Genomic DNA, 17394 nt, shown 5'->3' with positions numbered 1-17394 from the left:
TTTTTCATTCGATATTGCAGATGTCGAGCGGGCAGTTTTCACAGTCGATTTCGCGTTTTAAATAGTTGAGCTGATGAATGACGATTTTTCCCGAGTCCTCAATTGAAATGACACCGTTCTTCCGGAGGTCGCTCAGCATGCGGTTGATGCTCTCCCTTGCGGCGGCACAGAATTTCGCCAGATCCTGGTTCGTCAGCACAATATTGATGAGAATCCCGTCGCTTCTTGTGATGCCGTAGCTGTTTGCGAGACGGATCAAGGTGGAGTAGAGCGCGCCTTTTTTACCATTCAGCAAAAGGTCGCGGATTTTCGATTGAATCTTTCGCAAATGCGTGCTCATCCATTTCATAAACTCAAACGTCAGTGCACCGTTTTGTATGAGTTCTTTTTCAAGCTTATCTTTATTGATGACCAACACTTCGCCATCAGAGAGGATCTTTGCGCTCAGCATATATTTCGCATCTTCTGTAAAAAGCGTAAGCTCCCCGACAATATCATTTTTTTTGCACATTCTGAGTGTCAGTTCTTTGCCATCGGACGTCAATTTGCCGATTTGGACAAGTCCCGACTGAATAAGATACAGTTCCTCCGCATCCATCCCTTCTTGAAAAAGGAATGTGTCCTGCCTGATTTTTCGTCGTGTACTGATTGATTCCAGCAAGTGATGCAGATCGTCTGAGAGCAAATCTGTGTCTGATTTTCTAACAGAAATATTCATTGAGCGTCACCCCTTTAGCAGTTCTTATTTTAACGTTAAATAAGGCTGAGTGACCTTTTAAATATAAACAATATTGTGAACTTATGAATAAAGTCCCAAAAAAAGAGCCTGAGCACATCAGCTCAAGGCTCCTTTTGCAGGAAAGGTTTATAAATGGTTCGTCTTCGTTTTGGTCGATGTTTTGCTCACTTCCTGAAAATACATCCAGACCACGATCACAAAGCTGGCAAGGGCTGCTTCTGACAGCGCCATGAATCCGATCGCATAATGGCCGGTTGCCTGAAAAACGCTTGACAGGATGAGTGGCGGGAAGAATCCTCCCAAGCCGCCCATCGCTGATACAATCCCATTGACGATGCCGGCCTGATTTGAAAAATAAAGCGGCACAAGCTTAAAGATGATCCCGTTTCCAAGACCGGCGCACACGGCAACGGTTAATACCCCAAATCCGTAAAGTCCGAGGCTGGGTGAAAAGGCCAATAAAATCCCTGACAAGGTACAGCCGGCAAATACATACATCAACAGCTTCAGCGGGTTGAATTTGTCCGCGAGCCAGCCGCCGACAGGCCTCAGAAAAGTTGCGACAGCGATAAATCCGGCGGTTCTAAGCCCTGAATCAACGGGATCAAGCCCGAAGTGATTAACAAGAAAGTTCGGAAGATAAATCGTAAACGCGACGAAAGATCCGAATGTAATGAAGTAAAACAAGCTTAAAAACCATAATGTCTGATTTCGGTAGACTGCCTTCATTTGCTCTGTTACAGAAACCGTCACTTTTGTTTCTTTTCGATCTCCAAGGATAAAGTTCAATAAAGCGAATACGGCGACTAACACGATGTACATCCGCACCGTATTTTCCCACCCGGCTGTCTTTGCTACGACAGGAGCGGCAAACGTGGTAATCGCTGTACCGACGTTCCCGGCGCCGTAGATCCCATTGACAAACCCGTGTTTTTCTTTAGGGTAGTATTTCGGCAATGATGTGACCCCGATGGAAAAGACCGCTCCGCCGATGCCGAGGAAGAATCCGCCAAGGATCAAGTCGAACAGCGAATCGGCTGTGCTGATCCAAAAAATCGGGAACAGAAGCAGCACAAAGCTGATCATGAACGTGATTCTCGCACCGAATCTGTTTGTGTAGTATCCCAGCGGAATCCTCAGAAGCGAGCCGAGTATGACCGGAATGGCCGTGACAAGGGATATCTCACTGTCTGTCAGGGCGATGTCCTGCTTAATGTGGGGCATTAAAGAGGAAATCAACACCCAAACCATAAATCCTGCGACTAAACTAAATGACTGCAGCGGTAATTGTATTTTTTGACGATTTACCATTGCGTTTTTGCTCCTTTCAAAGGGAAAAATGAATAAATCAATCAGCATGTTTATCTTACAAAAAGTCTTTTAAAAACATTGTGAATTACGTCACACGGTCATTCGTTTGATTCGTGTTTAATATCGGTAAGTGAGGGATAGTAAACGGATGTAAAAAATAAATGGTTCATTTGCGGACTTTTTCGTTTATCATGAAAATAAAAAAAGGAGTGCCGCTTTTATGTTTATAAAGCTTACGCAAGAAGAAAAGCAAGCGATCATCGAGGAAATCAAACGCTTTTATGTTGAAGAAAGGGGAGAAGAGGTTGGAGACATCGCGGCGATTCAAATGTTTGAATTCGTAAAGGAAAAGCTGGGCCCTTACTTTTATAATCAGGCGCTGAAGGACAGCCGCAGAGTCGTGGAAGAGAAGGCAGCGGCGATTGAAGAAGAGCTCTTTGCGCTGGAGCGCCGTCTGTGACAACGCGCTCTCCTTTAGCAAAACCGAAGGGATTGAAAGACCAATGGAGTTTCTGAAGCAATTTATGATTTTCAGCGGGCTGAATGATGAAGAGTTCAAACAAATCGAGCAAATCGCGGTCAAGCGCACCTATCAGCCGAGAATGTTTGTTTTTATGGAAGGGGAAGAGAGGGAAGCGGTATTCTTCATTAAATCCGGTCTTGTTAAAGCCTTTAAAATCGATGAAGACGGCAATGAGCAAGTGATTTCGATTCTGCAAAGCGGGGACATGTTTCCCCATGTCGGCTTTTTTGACCGCTCCCCATACCCGGCAACAGCCGAAGCCGTTCAGGAAACCGAGTTGATCGTAATCCGCATCGCTGATTTTAATGAACTTTTGATGAAATATCCGGAAATGACAATAAAAGTGATGCAAATCATGGGGAAAAAGATTCTCGATTTGCAAGAGCGGATCCAAGGTTTTATTTCAAAAGATGTCCAGCACCGCTTGACGCATGTATTAATGAAGCTCGCTGCAGAACACGGCATTCCTCAAGAAAAAGGGGTCTACATCAGCCTGCCCATTACCAATCAGGATTTTGCGAACATGGTCGGAACGTCAAGGGAAACGATTAACCGTACATTAAATGAAATGAAAAAGAAAAATCTGCTGACAGCTGACAGGAGCGGAATTTTCATACATGATACAGACTGGCTGAACGGCTGCAATTGAAAGATAAGATGAAGGCTTTCCATTGAACAACAGATGGAAAGCCTGTTTTTATTTTGTTCACAAATCCGCCATTATTTAAGTGATCTGGTTCACAACCGGTGTGCTGCATATCCAGTATCTTAGGACATGCAAAATCAAAAAAGGAGTGAACCGCAATGGAAGTTCAAAGAAAGACGGTGCCCGTTAAAAAAGCATCGAAAAACGGTTTTTTGAAATCTGTTCTCGTCTTTACTTTAATCGTTAGTTTTTCGGTGCTGCTTTTGGGAGGCTATTGGATCTTCAAAGGACTTGCACCAAGACCAGTTGAAGTGTCCGGGCCAAACGGAGAGGTGCTCATGACCAAATCGTCCATTTCAGGCGGTCAGGCCGTATTTCAAAAATACGCGCTGATGGATTATGGCACGATTTTGGGGCACGGATCTTACATGGGGCCTGATTACACGGCCGAAGCCCTGAAAATCTATACGGAAGGGATGCAGGATTTTAAGGCGGAGGCACGATACGGCAAGCGCTTTAAACAACTTTCAGATGAAAAGCAGTCCACCATCCGGAATCAAGTCATCCGCGAAATGAGAAAAAACCGTTATAATCGCGCGTCAGATACATTGAAGCTGACAGATGCGCAGGTTTATGGATTGCAGCAAGTGCGTGATCATTACCGCAATGTCTTTACAAAAGGAGACGGCTGGGGGCTTGAGCCCGGTTTAATTAAAGAAAGCCACATGCCTAAACGCGACAGAGCGTGGGTTGACAGCGAAGACCAAATCACGCAGATCTCCGATTTTATCTTCTGGACGGCATGGCTTTCCAGTACATTAAGGCCTGGCGACGACATTACGTACACGAACAACTGGCCGTATGATGAAGATGCCGGAAACACGATGTCATTTGCCGCCGTTTGGTGGAGCGGCGCAAGCGTCACCATCCTGATTTTATTTGTCGGCATTATTTTATTCGTGTTTTACCGTTACAAGCTTGGAATGAAAGAGGCTTACCAGGAAGGGGCGTTTCCGGTATTTGATCTGGATAAACAGCCGCTTACGGCATCACAGGTTAAAACCGGAAAATATTTCGCCGTTGTGTCGCTGCTGTTTTTTGTTCAGGCTATGTTCGGAGCTTTGCTTGCCCACTATTATATTGAGCCGGACAGCTTTTTTGGGATCGATTGGATCAGGGATATGTTGCCATTCAGCATATCTAAGGGATTTCACCTCCAGCTGGCGATCTTCTGGATTGCGACTTCATGGCTCGGTATGGGCATTTATGCAGCGCCGCTTGTCGGAGGCCGCGAGCCGAAAAGGCAGGGGCTGCTTGTCGATATTCTGTTTTGGGCGCTGATCGTCCTTGTCGGCGGAAGCATGGCCGGCGAATGGCTCGGAGCGAAAGGCCTTTTAGGAAACAACTGGTTCTTATTCGGCCACCAAGGAATGGAATATATTGAACTCGGCCGCTTCTGGCAGGTCATTCTCGCACTCGGCATGCTGATATGGCTGTTTATCGTTTTCAGAGGCATTAAGAGCGGCCTCAAGCGGGAATCTGATAAAGGCGGTTTGATTCATCTGCTGTTTTATTCTTCGATCGCCATTCCGCTGTTTTACGGTGCAGCCTTTTTCTTTAATCCCGGCACAAATATTACAATGTCGGATTTTTGGCGGTGGTGGATTATCCATCTTTGGGTGGAAGGGATTTTTGAAGTCTTTGCTGTCGTGGTCATCGGCTTTTTGCTCGTGCAAATGAACCTGGTTACGAAAAAATCGACCGTCAGAACGCTTTATTTTCAACTGACGATCCTGCTGGGGAGCGGTGTCATCGGGATCGGACATCATTACTATTACAACGGTTCTTCCGAAGTTTGGATCGGCCTCGGTTCCGTCTTCTCATGCCTGGAAGTGATTCCTCTTACCCTGCTTGTATTGGAAGCTTATGAACAATACAAGATGATGAAAGACGGAGGCCATCATTTCCCGTATAAAGCAACGTTCTGGTTCTTGATTTCAACGGCGATCTGGAATCTGGTCGGTGCAGGGGTATTGGGCTTTTTGATCAATCTGCCTGCTGTCAGCTATTTTGAGCACGGCCAGTTCCTGACACCTGCCCACGGGCACGGGGCGATGATGGGCGTGTACGGCATGTTTGCCATTGCTGTCTGGCTGTATACGCTACGCAATATCGCCAAAAAAGAAGCGTGGAATGATAAATGGCTGAAAATAGCCTGCTGGTCGCTGAACATCGGCTTGTTCGGAATGGTGTTTATCAATTTGTTGCCGGTCGGTTTTCTTCAATTGAAAAAAGCGTTTGAAGACGGGTACTGGAGCTCAAGGGCGCCTGAGTTTTTACAGCAGGATACGGTGCAAACGCTGCTGACTTGGAGGGCTGTGCCGGATACGATCTTTTTAGCCGGAATCGTGATTTTGGTCATATTCAGCATCAGAGCATTATTCCATCTCCGCAAACCGACGCATCAGGAAGGAGAAGCGCTTCCAGTTAAAGACATTGCTTCAGATGAATAGATAAACAAAAAGACAGAGGAAGTGAAATCCTCTGTCTTTTTATTTTATTGATTGGCTTCCGCTTCAAGCCGCGGGAACAAAATATTGTTTTCCAGGTGAATGTGCTGAAAAAGATCTGTTTCCAATTCATCAAGCTTTAAGTAAGTCAGTGTATATGTTGTGCATGCCCCTTCAGGAAGGGTATAGTCATTGGTCACTTTTCTCAGTTCCTTCAAGATGCTGCCTGCGGCTTCATGCTCTTGTTCAAGGACGTCGATCGCCTGAACCGCTTCTGCCAGGCTGTCCATTGATCGCGTCTCTTCATAGGCCGTCACTTTCGGGAAAATGAGTTCCTCTTCCTGAAAGAGATGGTGTTCCAGTTCAGTTTTCAGCTGATGGAACAATTGATGGACCTGGGCGAGTTCCGGATGATGGATGCCGTGAACCCGGTAGACTTTTGTGACAAAGCCTGATAGTTCAGGAAGCACCTCATACAGGTAAGCATGGTGCGTATGAATCACATGGTCGATCAGCTGTGAATACGGGGCTTCACTCCAGTTCGTCTCTTTTGCGTTCAATGCCTTTGTCTCTTGATATAATGTATTGATTTTTGCTAAAATTTCTTCTTCATTTAAATCCTGTTCTTTTATCGCTTCACCGATCGGGCGGTTGCCCCCGCAGCAAAAGTCGATGCGATATTCTTTCAGCAACCGGCTGGCTCTTGGAAAACGCGTAACAATATCACCTGTTTTTGTGTTTTGATCAAATACTGCTTCCATTTGTAAAACCTCCTGAAGTGTTTTTTATGCTATGGGTTAAATGTAACGGGTTCACCGATGGAAAATCGTGATCTACATCACATTCGGGAAAAATGACAGAAAAAGCAATAAGTCAGAAGAAATCGGGAAATAGCTATAGATAACTTTTCATGTTGGAGGCCTGCAATGGAGCATTTATCCTGGCTTACATTTACGATGCTGATTCTCGCCAGTTACCGGCTAACTCATTTGATTGTTTTTGACAAGATCACGGAGTTTATCCGGAAACCGTTCATGAAGAAAAAGCAGACGGTTGATGAACAAGGGCATGTAGAAACGAAAAAAGTGCCGAAATCAAACTTCGGCTATTTGCTGAATTGCTATTGGTGCGCAGGGATATGGTGCGCTTTGATCATTGCTGTCGGGTATCTGATTGTCCCAAAAACGATATTCCCGTTAATTTTAATTTTATCGGTCGCAGGTGGACAGGCGATTCTTGAAACGTTTGTCGGTGTCGCAACAAAACTTGTCAGCTTTTTCTCTGATTTAAAGAAATAAACCATTCCAAGCGGATGGTTTTATTTTTTTGACAATAAAGTGACACAAACAGCAGAGAGAACATGTCCGCTTTGTGAACTTTTTACAGCAATTTTTTCCCGGTTGCCGCATTTTAGGCAGAGGGAAGACATTATTTTGAAGAAGAATCAGGTTTTAAAATTTCGAATTGAGAGAAAAAGGAAGCACAAAGTCCCCGGTCATACTTTTTTAGCTTTTCATCATTAGCATTCAGACCTCCCATTTCATACGAAAAGAGGAAATAGATAGATTTTCAAAACGAAAAAAACGTGAAATATGGTTGATAGACAATCAATGAATAGTTTTTTTACAATCAGTAACGTGCTACAAGCCAAGAAAGGGGTGAAAATGTCTGCCAGAAAGTGTTTTTGGAAAATAACATCATTGGAGGAAAAAGAATGTCATACATGAAACGTTCCATTTCTGTCTTCATCGCCTGCTTCATGGTAGCAACACTCGGCATCAGCGGTATCATCGCACCTAAAGCGTCTGCCGCTTCTCAAACACCCGTTGCTGTAAACGGACAGCTCACCTTGAAAGGTACGCAGCTCGTCAATCAAAAAGGAAAAGCGGTTCAGCTGAAAGGAATCAGTTCACACGGGCTGCAGTGGTATGGCGATTATGTCAACAAAGACTCGTTAAAATGGCTGAGAGACGACTGGGGCATCAATGTCTTCCGCGCGGCTATGTATACGGGTGAAGGCGGCTATATTGACAATCCGTCGGTTAAAAACAAAGTGAAGGAAGCCGTCGAAGCGGCAAAAGAACTCGGAATCTATGTGATCATCGACTGGCACATACTGAGCGACGGCAATCCAAACCAAAACAAAGCGAAAGCAAAAGAGTTTTTCAACGAAATGTCAAGGCTTTACGGCAAGACGCCAAACGTCATTTTTGAAATTGCCAACGAGCCGAACGGCGATGTCAACTGGAACCGTGACATTAAACCTTACGCTGAAGACATTTTGTCCGTGATCCGCAAAAATTCTCCGAAAAATATTGTGATCGTTGGGACAGGCACTTGGAGCCAAGATGTCAACGATGCGGCGGACAATCAGCTGAAAGACGGCAATGTTATGTACGCGCTCCATTTTTATGCGGGTACGCACGGTCAGTCTTTGCGGGATAAAGCAGACTATGCACTCAGCAAAGGAGCGCCGATTTTCGTCACAGAATGGGGAACGAGCGATGCTTCCGGAAACGGCGGTGTCTACCTCGACCAATCCAGGGAGTGGCTGAAATATTTAGACAGCAAAAAAATCAGCTGGGTAAACTGGAGCTTGTGCGACAAACAAGAGTCGTCAGCTGCTTTAAACTCCGGCGCCTCTAAAAAGGGAGGATGGTCTCAATCCGACTTATCCTCATCAGGTAAATTCGTCAGGGAAAACATCCGCAGCGGATCAAACGGTTCGTCAGGAGACTCTGGATCGGATTCGAAAGGGTCAGATCAAAAAGACCAGAAAAAGGATCAGGATAAACCAGGTCAAGACAGCGGCGCTGCAGCCAACACGATAGCAGTACAATACAGAGCGGGGGACAACAATGTAAACGGCAACCAAATCCGCCCTCAGCTCAACATTAAAAACAACAGCAAAAAAACCGTGTCTTTAAATCGAATCACTGTCCGCTATTGGTATAAAACGAATCACAAAGGACAAAATTTTGACTGCGACTATGCCCAAATCGGCTGCAGCAAACTCACGCACAAATTCGTCCAATTAAAAAAAGCGGTAAACGGAGCAGACACGTATCTTGAAGTAGGATTTAAAAACGGTACATTAGCGCCGGGTGCAAGTACAGGCGAAATCCAGATCCGTCTTCACAATGACAACTGGAGCAATTATGCCCAAATCGGCGACTATTCATTTTCTTCAGGTTCAAACACATTTAAAAATACGAAAAAAATCACGTTGTATGAGAATGGAAAACTGATTTGGGGCGCTGAACCTAAATAACGGCACTTTAACGGACACCGAATTTGGTGTCCGTTTTCGTATATATTATAATGGAAGGAATGAGGAATATTTTTGTAAACATGAAAGGAGATGGATGTATGAATGAAACATTGCAGCAATACATGATGCTTGTCAAGGAAAACTACGACACGATCAATGGACCTGATTACGCAGGCAAAGAGGAAGACATTGAAAAGCGAAAAAAACAAATCGAGCTTTACGCCAAAACGCTCCAGCAAGGTTTTTCAACAGATGACGACTATGATGAATTCGCAGATGCCGTGATTAAATGCGCATACGGAGATCTGACAATGGAAGAATTAGAAACGGTTTATCGGGAATTAACGTCTTCATAATCAATAAAATAAGGGGGAGAAGAACCATGAAAGATACGATCATGAAGACAGACCGGATGATTTTGCGAAAAATGAGGCGTGATGACGCCGAAAACCTGCTCGAAATCTTTTCTGACCCGACAGCCATGGAATATTATCCATCGACAAAGAATGAAAAACAGACATTGCAATGGATCGACTGGACACTTGAAAACTATGAAAAACACGGAACCGGCCTGTGGGTTGCCGAACATAAACAAACAGGCGAATTTCTAGGTCAATGCGGCATCGTGCCACAGGAAGTCGAAGGATCGGGCGAAATGGAAATCGGCTATTTGTTTAAACGGAGCGTCTGGAAAAACGGCTATGCAACCGAAGCAGCATCAGCATGCAAACAGTATGGATTTGAGGCATTTCACCTGAAAAAAATCGTATCTTTACCTGATGCGAAAAATCTGCCGTCCAGAAAAGTTGCCGAACGAATCGGCATGACTTTAGAAAAAACGATACATAAATGGGGAAAAGAAATTGCCGTATATTCAGTTTATCGATAAAATTTTTTATTCTGTCTCACTAACTTGAGTATACTTTGAGATTGAGACGGAATTTCTTTTCAATCCTTAACTTCCGAGAATATATATTATGTAAACTAGATTAATAAACAATGCTTGAGTAGCGAACCTCTTCACTAACCGGTTGTTCTAATTCCAAGAAAAATTCTACAAAATCTCGTCCAAACTTGAAGATCTCAAAATTTTCTTTTGATTGAAATTTTGGCTCTTTTAATTTTGGCAATGAACGTTTAAACTTCGGATTTGCTAACTTGTCTAAGAAGGAGTATAGTTCTTTAAATGTCTTTGAAATCTCTTTAAGATCGTCCGTTATCTTTAGGTCCGTTCTGGTTGTTAACACTCCAATCCTAAGTAGGTTTCTACGTACAGCTTCATATTGCTCATAGCTTATACCATGTCTGTCCATAATTTCATGGAACGTTTCTTTTGATTCTTGATCAACTGCATATCGAAAAACATACATAAGTCTAAGCACAGAAATATCCACCATTCTAAGTTCTTATAAGACGTCGTAATAGGTTAGGACAAAGTCATTCGACACATGATCATGTTCCGTAATATTTACGAATTCTTTCACCATATATTGGATTTTTTCTTCCTGTTGTTCGTCTATAACGTAATCAAGCACATATTGAAATAACTTATCAATCTGTTCTTTTTGTACAGATGTCTTTAACTCTAGATTTAATCGGATATCCTCTATTTTAGTATGTAGCTCTTCTGTGAATGTTTTGATGTTTCTTTCAAAACGGGCACGTTTATAACTTTGAACTGCGCCTGAAATCCCAGGAACGAGTGAACTTGCTGCATCAACAAGAATGTCTCCTGTCATGCTTGGTATGGACGCCTTTGCAATATCTGCAGCTGTGTCACTACTAACACTTAAAAAAGTATCAAGAGCTAGTTCCTTCCCTGTTTGTTTTATATCTTCCCTTCTGCCTTCACTCAAAATTAATCTCTCCTTTTGACTTAGTAATGTGCTTTTCTCCAGACATCCTATTCTTTTCAGCCTTGATTGAAATTTCAGTCAGACCTCTTTAATTCCTTCTAAAATCAACTAACAAAGTTACATAAGTTTCGAATCAGTTTATTAACACCGTTTACTCACTACAAAAGAGGAAATTAGAGAATGAAGTGCTTCTTAGTATTTAACATACTATCTTAGAAACAGAATTTAAAAGTTGATGAGTTTTTAGAATAATGGAAAAGTTATATTCAAATAAAGATGACCTTACATGAATTTTAAGGAAAAAGGTATCATCGCACATCAGGGTAATACAATTCCGTAACCACATTTTCGCGAAAAAATATCTGTCCCAATTCCTCGAGCCGAACGAATCTAACAGCCGACAGCTGCCTCATCCGTCCGACTATCTGAACGTCGTCCTTGTTTTTTCTTCCTCGGTTCGTTAACAACGAGCCTCTGCACTCTCAAACTGTCAAAGGCAACCTCTGTCCTGCAGCCCTCTGGGGTCACCTTCGATAGTTTGCATGAGAGCGCCTTTCAATGTTAATCGACTTTCGCGGTATATAAACACTCATTTCCTGCCTCTGTTGCAGAAAGGCTGTTTCTCTCGATCTCGCGAATTCAAGCGTTTTTTGCATATATTCTTCTTCTGTGATTTCTCCATGAAACCTTCTTTTCAAAAGCACTTCCTCATCTTCTTTAAGCACTAAGTCTTCAAAGTCAAGGAGTTCTTGTACATATCTCATGGCTTTTTCAAAAATCCTCGGTTATTTTATATTAACTGGAATCACCTTTTGAGCTATTAATCTAGTACCTTCATATACCTTACAAGTCATAGTATGCCTGCCTCTATACAATGTATTTTCTTCCACTGCTCTACCTGTTTTTTTATGATAAGTATCATTAATAGCTTCATCTCCAGTATTATTAACCACCCACTCTATATGGCTATACTTTACCAAAGGACTTGCCGAGAAGAATATTTTACATCCTTTCGGTAACTTCCCTTTATAATCAGAAAGTGGAATTTTTACTTTATTGTTTATCAAAACATCAGCATTCAGGTTTAATAATCTCTCATTTTTAGATTCAAGTGAAAATTCCTGAACAAATGCTGATTTTTGAATATCTTCTCCCCAAAATGAATGCCCAAAAAATTCTTTCCAAGCAGCCATTGCTTTTGCTTCATCACAATCATTTTCAAATAATACATCTAGCTTTTTTAGTCTAATTTCCAATCTAGTATGGAGATTTTTTATTTTCTGATGATCCTTCTTCTTGTATAGTATGGAATGATTACCATTGAGCGTTGGGTTGCAGACTTCTTTATTTGTATCTAAACGCTCCTTAATAGCTTTAACAGTTTCATAGAATGTCTTATCAAACCTATCTTCAACCCTAATTTTCTCTGCTACTAATATTGTTAAAATCAATCCACCAGGCATTAACCACCCTGAATTCTGTTTACAAAATGCCTTTAGAAGCCTGATAACTTTACGTATATTTTTATCTGAGCAATCATTTTCTGTATTAAACCATTTATTTATTGCTCTAGGGTCTCGCTCTCTCCACTCACTGCCACAGTGTTCAAATTCAAATTCACCCAGTTGATTTTCCATTCTTCTGTAAATAGCAAAATCAATATGATATCCCGAGGCATAGTCTAAGCGTACGGCATTTGTTTTTGCTTCAGGAGCAGCTTTAAATTGTGTACACTTTCTTTGGAGTGCATCCTCAATGATTGTCTTTACTTTTTGGGTGCTTTCCGGAATATTATCTTTATCGAATACTATTGCAACATCTATGTCATATTCATTTTCATCTAATTGAATTACAGTTCTCATTGCAACGCTGCCTTGTTCAATATCATCAACCAATTTATAATCAGTTTCATTTTCTTCATTGTATTCTTTAAGTCCGTCTCTTAGCCTATCAAGATTTAATCTCTTCTTCTTCCTAAGTTCAGAAATATCCTCATCGAAAAGGCTCACTTTGTTTTTGTAAAATTCGTTAAACTTTGTTTCTAAATCAAACACAAACTATTCCCCCTTTCTAGTCTCGACATTGTACAAACACGGTTCCTTTGTTGTTGAAAGCTATACCCCATACATAATTAGGATTAGCGTTATTTACAAAATGGTAATTTATTATTTCTTTCATGTAAGTTTCAGTTGTTAATTGTTTTCCTAACTCAAAAACTAAACAACTTTGGCTTGAGATAACTAAGTGAATACGTTTAATACTTGAATGTTGTCCAATTTTCATTATGATATCAAAAATTATTTTGATATATTCATTTAGTTGTTCTAGGTATTCAATCACATTTTGTCTGGGTTCATCCACGGAAAGATGAATAAAAGGTGTTTTAAACTGTTTAACTTGTTCTGCTGTAATAGGCGTGGTCAAACTAACCCCTAAAACAACTTCATCATGCCCTTGTAAATCTAACTCATCTAATGTCTGTATTAATTTCAACGGAGGAAACTTTCTATTTTTCCCATACCATCGTTTTGCTTTTTTCAATTTTTTATATTTCCCTTCAAAACGATTGTATTCATAGAACTCAGTGGTCGGTCCACCCTTATAACAATACCCTGCATAAAGAGTAAGTGGAATTGGTGCTGTTCCGGTATAGCCTTTGACTAAATCTTTATTTTCTGAACGAAAGCATTCAATTTTATACTTCATGAGTTCTGTTACATCATCGAACCTTTCTTGCCTCATTTCCTTTTTGGCAAATAAGCTAAGATCAATTTCATGTTCTTTAAATTCAAATGGATTGAGTCCAATATCGTCTTTGTGTTCCTCAATCCTTCTTTCCTTCACCCCAAGCAAATTCAAAATGCTAATCTTATTCTTTATATACCTTTTCATCCAGAACCCTATTGCAATCAAAATGGCACCAGTGAAGAGTTGCACATAATTATTTGAAAGTTTGCTCTCGGTTATGAACGCAAAGAGCTTATCACTGAATTTCCCAAAGGAATCTACTATTAATGCTAAACCTGTACTTATAAAATTTATTGCAAATCCATTTTCTAACTGTCTATTATTCTTTTTAAATATAAGAATGATAAAACCAAAAGCAGCAATTAATATTGCTACAATGCTAACACATATCAATACATCCCCACCTCTTCTGCAGTTGTCCTCTAATAATCATAATAGTCGGTGATTTCTCCTACAAATGTGCTGTTGGCGGCTATCAATTTTTTATACATGGACGATTTACATGTTCTTCCTGCTCTTATCCGGCGTGCATCGGCCTGATCTTTTTAAAGGTAGTTTTCACACCATTCTTAAGTCGGTGAGCCTCACTGCTTCGGTTGGCTATGAGGAGGGAAAGAACCTTTCCCTTTACCTATCGTATCAATAGCCGGTTTTTCATGTTTACTTTGGAGATAGTCTTCAAATCTTTTTATGGTGAGAAGCCATTGCCTTGGAGTTTTCATAGGCATTGTCAAGGTGATGATCAATAAAGTCCATTTCGATAAAAGGTATTCCCATCAAGTTTGGTATCGGCATCTGCATCTAAAATTCTATTTAGAAACTGAATATGTCTATCGATGAGATCAAGTCAATCATCAACAATACCGGCTTGATTTCTGTAAAAAGCTTTACTGTTGTCTGCACTTCCCCAATTTTCACTTACGAAATGCTTTTTTAGATTGACAAACTGTTATCTGGTGCTTTGGTATTCTTTTGAACGTTCCTTCATTGCAGCTATTAAGGTTTTTAGACTCAAAGATTTTCATTCATCAACCCCTTCCTGAAGTCTTATTCTGAAAATATTATACCACTTTAACAAAAATCGATTGGTGAATTAAACCTGTTTCCCCAAGAAAATGAATCTAATTTACTAGCTTCAATTTTAAAATACGTTAGAACGAATTCAGAATGGGAAAATTCAGTCTGTTATATTTAAATGTTGTGCATAATCAATCATCTTTTCAAGCTCTTTCTTAACTTTTTATCTGAGACACTGTCACCATGAAGGAGGCGAATTTCAAAAAAAACACTTCCTTACTTTTGGACATTTGAGTATCAGAAAGTTTTCATCCGTTTTGCTCCCAAGCCTCCAAATTCAGTTCATTGTTTATGGCCACGGCGGCCATAGCACCCATCGAGGCGGCGACAACGGCTTGATGCAATTTCGTAGCTGCATCGCCTGCACTATAGATGCCCGGTATATTCGTTTTTCCAAAGTTATCAACGACGACCGTTCCCGATTCTGTGATGTCGCACCCTATGTCTCGCGGTAAATCCGATCCTGTCACAAGTTCCGTTTTAAAAAAGATCCCCTTACATGGAATTGTCATCCCGTCTTCGAGAACGACTTGTTGCACGATCCCGTCGTCTGAGTCGATGCATCGAATCGGCGCTTCGAATACAGGGACGCGATGCCGGCTGAGCTCCTCGCACTGCTCGTCCGTCAGTTGATGGGGGCCGTTCGTGCAGATCGTAAAACGGTTCGTCCATCCGGATATGAGAGAGGCGAAGTGCATGGCCTCGTCCCCCTTGGTAATGATCACTAGAGGCTGATCCCTTAATTCCCAGCCATCACAGTACGGGCAGACGAAGGCGCTCTTCCCATAAACCTCTGCCAGCCCTGGAATATCTAGCGGCTGATCCTTCATTCCGACGGCAAACAGCACCTTCTTGCTTGCAAAAGTGTTTCCTTGCGCAGTTGTCATTTGAAAATGACCGCCGGTTTTTGTAATCGATACAGCTTTATCCGCTATAAAAGACACGGAGGGATATGCACTGATCTGTTCCTTTGCAATTTGCCGAAATTCACTGGGGCTTATTCCGTCGCGGGTAAGAAATCCGTGAGCTTTGCGAGTCACGGCGTTGCGTGGGCAGCCTGCATCGATCACCGCCACATTTTTCCTTGCACGCCCAAGAACAAGGGCGGCATTCAACCCTGCTGGACCTCCGCCAATAATCGCTACATCAAGAAGTTGTTTTTTCATGTATTTAAGAACCTCCATAGATCTTTAATATCTATAATTTCTGTGTCGTCATGAATTCATGTACATGTTCTGATTCTGTAATCGGATCAGAACTTTTCCAAAACGGCCGCCCTGTCGGATTTCCACTTTATCGTTTGGATAAGTCCGTTCCAAATAAGCGGCTGTGATTTTCCGGTTGCGATCGTCCGCAGGCAAACCAAACATTCTCAACCAGTCCATAACCTCATTAAGCGCCGTTTCCCTGGATACCTCCCTCGTTTTCATTTCCCGGGTTACGAGTGATTCATAGGAATAACCTTTTAAAAACAATAAATGGAGCAAATAGGCCATCTCCGAATGTTCATTTTTAAGGGGCTGATCTGAAACCAGCGGCCAAATCTCATTCAGAAGACTGTGCTCCCGAGAGCCGGCTGACAGACTGATATAGCAAAACTGCCGTGCGCAGCTCAGCACCTTCTTTACGCTCTCCCAATCAGCAATAGCCGGGCACATGGAGACAAATACAAAATCAAAAGCATTTCCCCATCCCTTTGCTTGAATATCTATGTCTTCGAAAGGCTCAGCTACAATCTTAACCTTCCCGTTTGTTATTCCTGTTATATTTTCTTTCATCAGCTCGACTAAAGGAAGACTAGGCTCCACGGCGGTAACTTCGGCCCCTCTCTCTGCAAATGGCACTGTAAATCCGCCCGAGGCTGCTCCAATATCTAAAATAGAGGTATCTTTAAATGTCACCCCCTGCCCTTCCAGCCATTTCATAATCCGTTTTGTCCGTTTCCTCCCTTCTTCGTTAAACGCTTGCTCATTGAATGACTTTGCTCTAAGGTCAAAATGGTGTACTTGATCCATTCCGGCTTTTTTCATTTTGTTAACCGCTGTCTGCTGATCTTCCTTCCAAGCTTCTTTCCAAACGGTTTCTTTAAAAAATTCGTTTATCAAGATCCATAACTCCTTTCATTTTTTGCTGTAAAATCAATGATTAAGGCTTAATAGACTTTAAAGATACTTTATATCTTTAATAGTCTTAAAAAAATAACTGCGGTTCACAACTCAACAGTTATTTTTTTGGCAAGGTCAGATATTTTTTGTTGTCTCAAATAATTTTCCATTTCCTCTTCTGCAGATACCATCACCTTCTGAATCATACATTCTGATCCATGGTTCAAGTTGCAATCGAACAAGGAGGCTGTACCTTCAATGGCGTGAATAATATCAAGAAACGAAATGTCTTCCCAATTCCGCTTTAGCCTATATCCGCCATTGGCGCCTGAAGCGGATTCAATCATTCCCGCCTTGGCCAGTTTCGTTAAAATTTTCGATAAATACGTGGGTGATACCTCTTGCCGTTCTGCCAACTGCTGTACACCGACAAATGTATTTGGGGCGCCTGCTGCAAGAAAGAGCATGGTGTGAAGGGCATAGTTCGTCGCTTTCGAATACTTCATAGCGCAGTTTTTCACCTCAATCATAGACTTTACTTATCCATGATAGCTTTTATATTTAGGCAATGTCAAGTTTTTCATACTCTTTTCCACGTTTCTACGGGT

The 17394-nt window shown here is 41.8% G+C and carries 18 protein-coding genes; 7 read left to right on the top strand and 11 right to left on the bottom strand.

The window, feature by feature from the left end:
* Window positions 1-4 precede the first annotated feature (4 nt).
* Window positions 5-718, bottom strand: coding sequence for a fumarate/nitrate reduction transcriptional regulator Fnr (locus tag KI350_RS12585; protein WP_212930494.1), 714 nt, complete (start codon window positions 716-718; stop codon window positions 5-7).
* A 147-nt stretch (window positions 719-865) separates the two neighbouring features.
* On the bottom strand, window positions 866-2050 hold the full coding sequence (locus tag KI350_RS12580; RefSeq protein WP_020451637.1) for a nitrate/nitrite transporter: 1185 nt from the start codon (window positions 2048-2050) through the stop codon (window positions 866-868).
* A 220-nt stretch (window positions 2051-2270) separates the two neighbouring features.
* On the opposite strand from KI350_RS12580, the gene KI350_RS12575 reads away from it, so the two are divergent.
* The 3 genes from KI350_RS12575 (at window position 2271) to KI350_RS12565 (ending at window position 5732) form a co-directional block, all read left to right on the top strand.
* On the top strand, window positions 2271-2510 hold the full coding sequence (locus tag KI350_RS12575; RefSeq protein ID WP_020451638.1) for a DUF2164 domain-containing protein: 240 nt from the start codon (window positions 2271-2273) through the stop codon (window positions 2508-2510).
* Window positions 2511-2553: 43 nt separating this feature from the next.
* Window positions 2554-3222 (top strand): Crp/Fnr family transcriptional regulator, encoded by a 669-nt coding sequence (locus KI350_RS12570; RefSeq protein WP_023857565.1) that lies wholly within the window; start codon window positions 2554-2556, stop codon window positions 3220-3222.
* A gap of 155 nt (window positions 3223-3377) precedes the next feature.
* A complete protein-coding gene (locus tag KI350_RS12565; RefSeq protein ID WP_020451640.1) occupies window positions 3378-5732 on the top strand; it encodes a nitric-oxide reductase large subunit in 2355 nt (784 codons plus the stop codon).
* 44 nt (window positions 5733-5776) lie between these two features.
* Here KI350_RS12565 and ric read toward each other — a convergent pair whose 3' ends face one another.
* Window positions 5777-6490, bottom strand: a complete 714-nt coding sequence (gene ric / locus KI350_RS12560) for an iron-sulfur cluster repair di-iron protein (protein WP_075213281.1) — start codon at window positions 6488-6490, stop codon at window positions 5777-5779.
* 165 nt (window positions 6491-6655) lie between these two features.
* Between ric and KI350_RS12555 the strand changes: the two genes are divergently transcribed.
* The 4 genes from KI350_RS12555 (at window position 6656) to KI350_RS12540 (ending at window position 9889) form a co-directional block, all read left to right on the top strand.
* A complete protein-coding gene (locus KI350_RS12555) occupies window positions 6656-7027 on the top strand; it encodes a DUF1360 domain-containing protein (protein ID WP_020451642.1) in 372 nt (123 codons plus the stop codon).
* Between the two features lie 425 nt (window positions 7028-7452).
* Window positions 7453-9000, top strand: a complete 1548-nt coding sequence (locus tag KI350_RS12550; RefSeq protein WP_095290761.1) for a cellulase family glycosylhydrolase — start codon at window positions 7453-7455, stop codon at window positions 8998-9000.
* A 98-nt stretch (window positions 9001-9098) separates the two neighbouring features.
* Window positions 9099-9356 carry a YnfE family protein gene (locus KI350_RS12545; RefSeq protein WP_023857562.1) on the top strand — a complete coding sequence of 86 codons (258 nt, stop codon included), beginning with the start codon at window positions 9099-9101 and terminating at the stop codon, window positions 9354-9356.
* A gap of 26 nt (window positions 9357-9382) precedes the next feature.
* Complete coding sequence (locus KI350_RS12540) at window positions 9383-9889, top strand: GNAT family N-acetyltransferase (RefSeq protein ID WP_095290647.1); 507 nt, start codon at window positions 9383-9385, stop codon at window positions 9887-9889.
* 100 nt (window positions 9890-9989) lie between these two features.
* On the opposite strand, the gene KI350_RS12535 is transcribed toward KI350_RS12540, so the two are convergent.
* The 8 genes from KI350_RS12535 to KI350_RS12500 form a co-directional block, all read right to left on the bottom strand.
* Entirely contained in the window at window positions 9990-10382 is a 393-nt protein-coding gene (locus tag KI350_RS12535) for a hypothetical protein (protein ID WP_025809988.1), read from the bottom strand.
* Between the two features lie 24 nt (window positions 10383-10406).
* A complete protein-coding gene (locus tag KI350_RS12530; protein WP_025809990.1) occupies window positions 10407-10856 on the bottom strand; it encodes a hypothetical protein in 450 nt (149 codons plus the stop codon).
* Window positions 10857-11380: 524 nt separating this feature from the next.
* Window positions 11381-11620 (bottom strand): hypothetical protein, encoded by a 240-nt coding sequence (locus KI350_RS12525; RefSeq protein ID WP_033155030.1) that lies wholly within the window; start codon window positions 11618-11620, stop codon window positions 11381-11383.
* 21 nt (window positions 11621-11641) lie between these two features.
* A complete protein-coding gene (locus KI350_RS12520) occupies window positions 11642-12910 on the bottom strand; it encodes a nucleotidyltransferase (protein ID WP_025809994.1) in 1269 nt (422 codons plus the stop codon).
* A 16-nt stretch (window positions 12911-12926) separates the two neighbouring features.
* Complete coding sequence (locus tag KI350_RS12515; protein WP_025809996.1) at window positions 12927-13997, bottom strand: SAVED domain-containing protein; 1071 nt, start codon at window positions 13995-13997, stop codon at window positions 12927-12929.
* 932 nt (window positions 13998-14929) lie between these two features.
* On the bottom strand, window positions 14930-15847 hold the full coding sequence (locus KI350_RS12510) for an NAD(P)/FAD-dependent oxidoreductase (protein WP_025809998.1): 918 nt from the start codon (window positions 15845-15847) through the stop codon (window positions 14930-14932).
* 48 nt (window positions 15848-15895) lie between these two features.
* Complete coding sequence (locus tag KI350_RS12505) at window positions 15896-16786, bottom strand: class I SAM-dependent methyltransferase (protein ID WP_025810000.1); 891 nt, start codon at window positions 16784-16786, stop codon at window positions 15896-15898.
* 104 nt (window positions 16787-16890) lie between these two features.
* Window positions 16891-17292 carry an Rrf2 family transcriptional regulator gene (locus KI350_RS12500; protein WP_025810002.1) on the bottom strand — a complete coding sequence of 134 codons (402 nt, stop codon included), beginning with the start codon at window positions 17290-17292 and terminating at the stop codon, window positions 16891-16893.
* Window positions 17293-17394: the final 102 nt, after the last annotated feature.

This window comes from Bacillus sp. J41TS8 (assembly GCF_018333035.1).
In the GTDB taxonomy this organism is placed as follows: Bacteria; Bacillota; Bacilli; order Bacillales; family Bacillaceae; genus Bacillus; species Bacillus paralicheniformis.
Note: the sequence above shows the minus strand (reverse complement) of the source record. Positions and strands in the feature narration are given on the sequence as shown.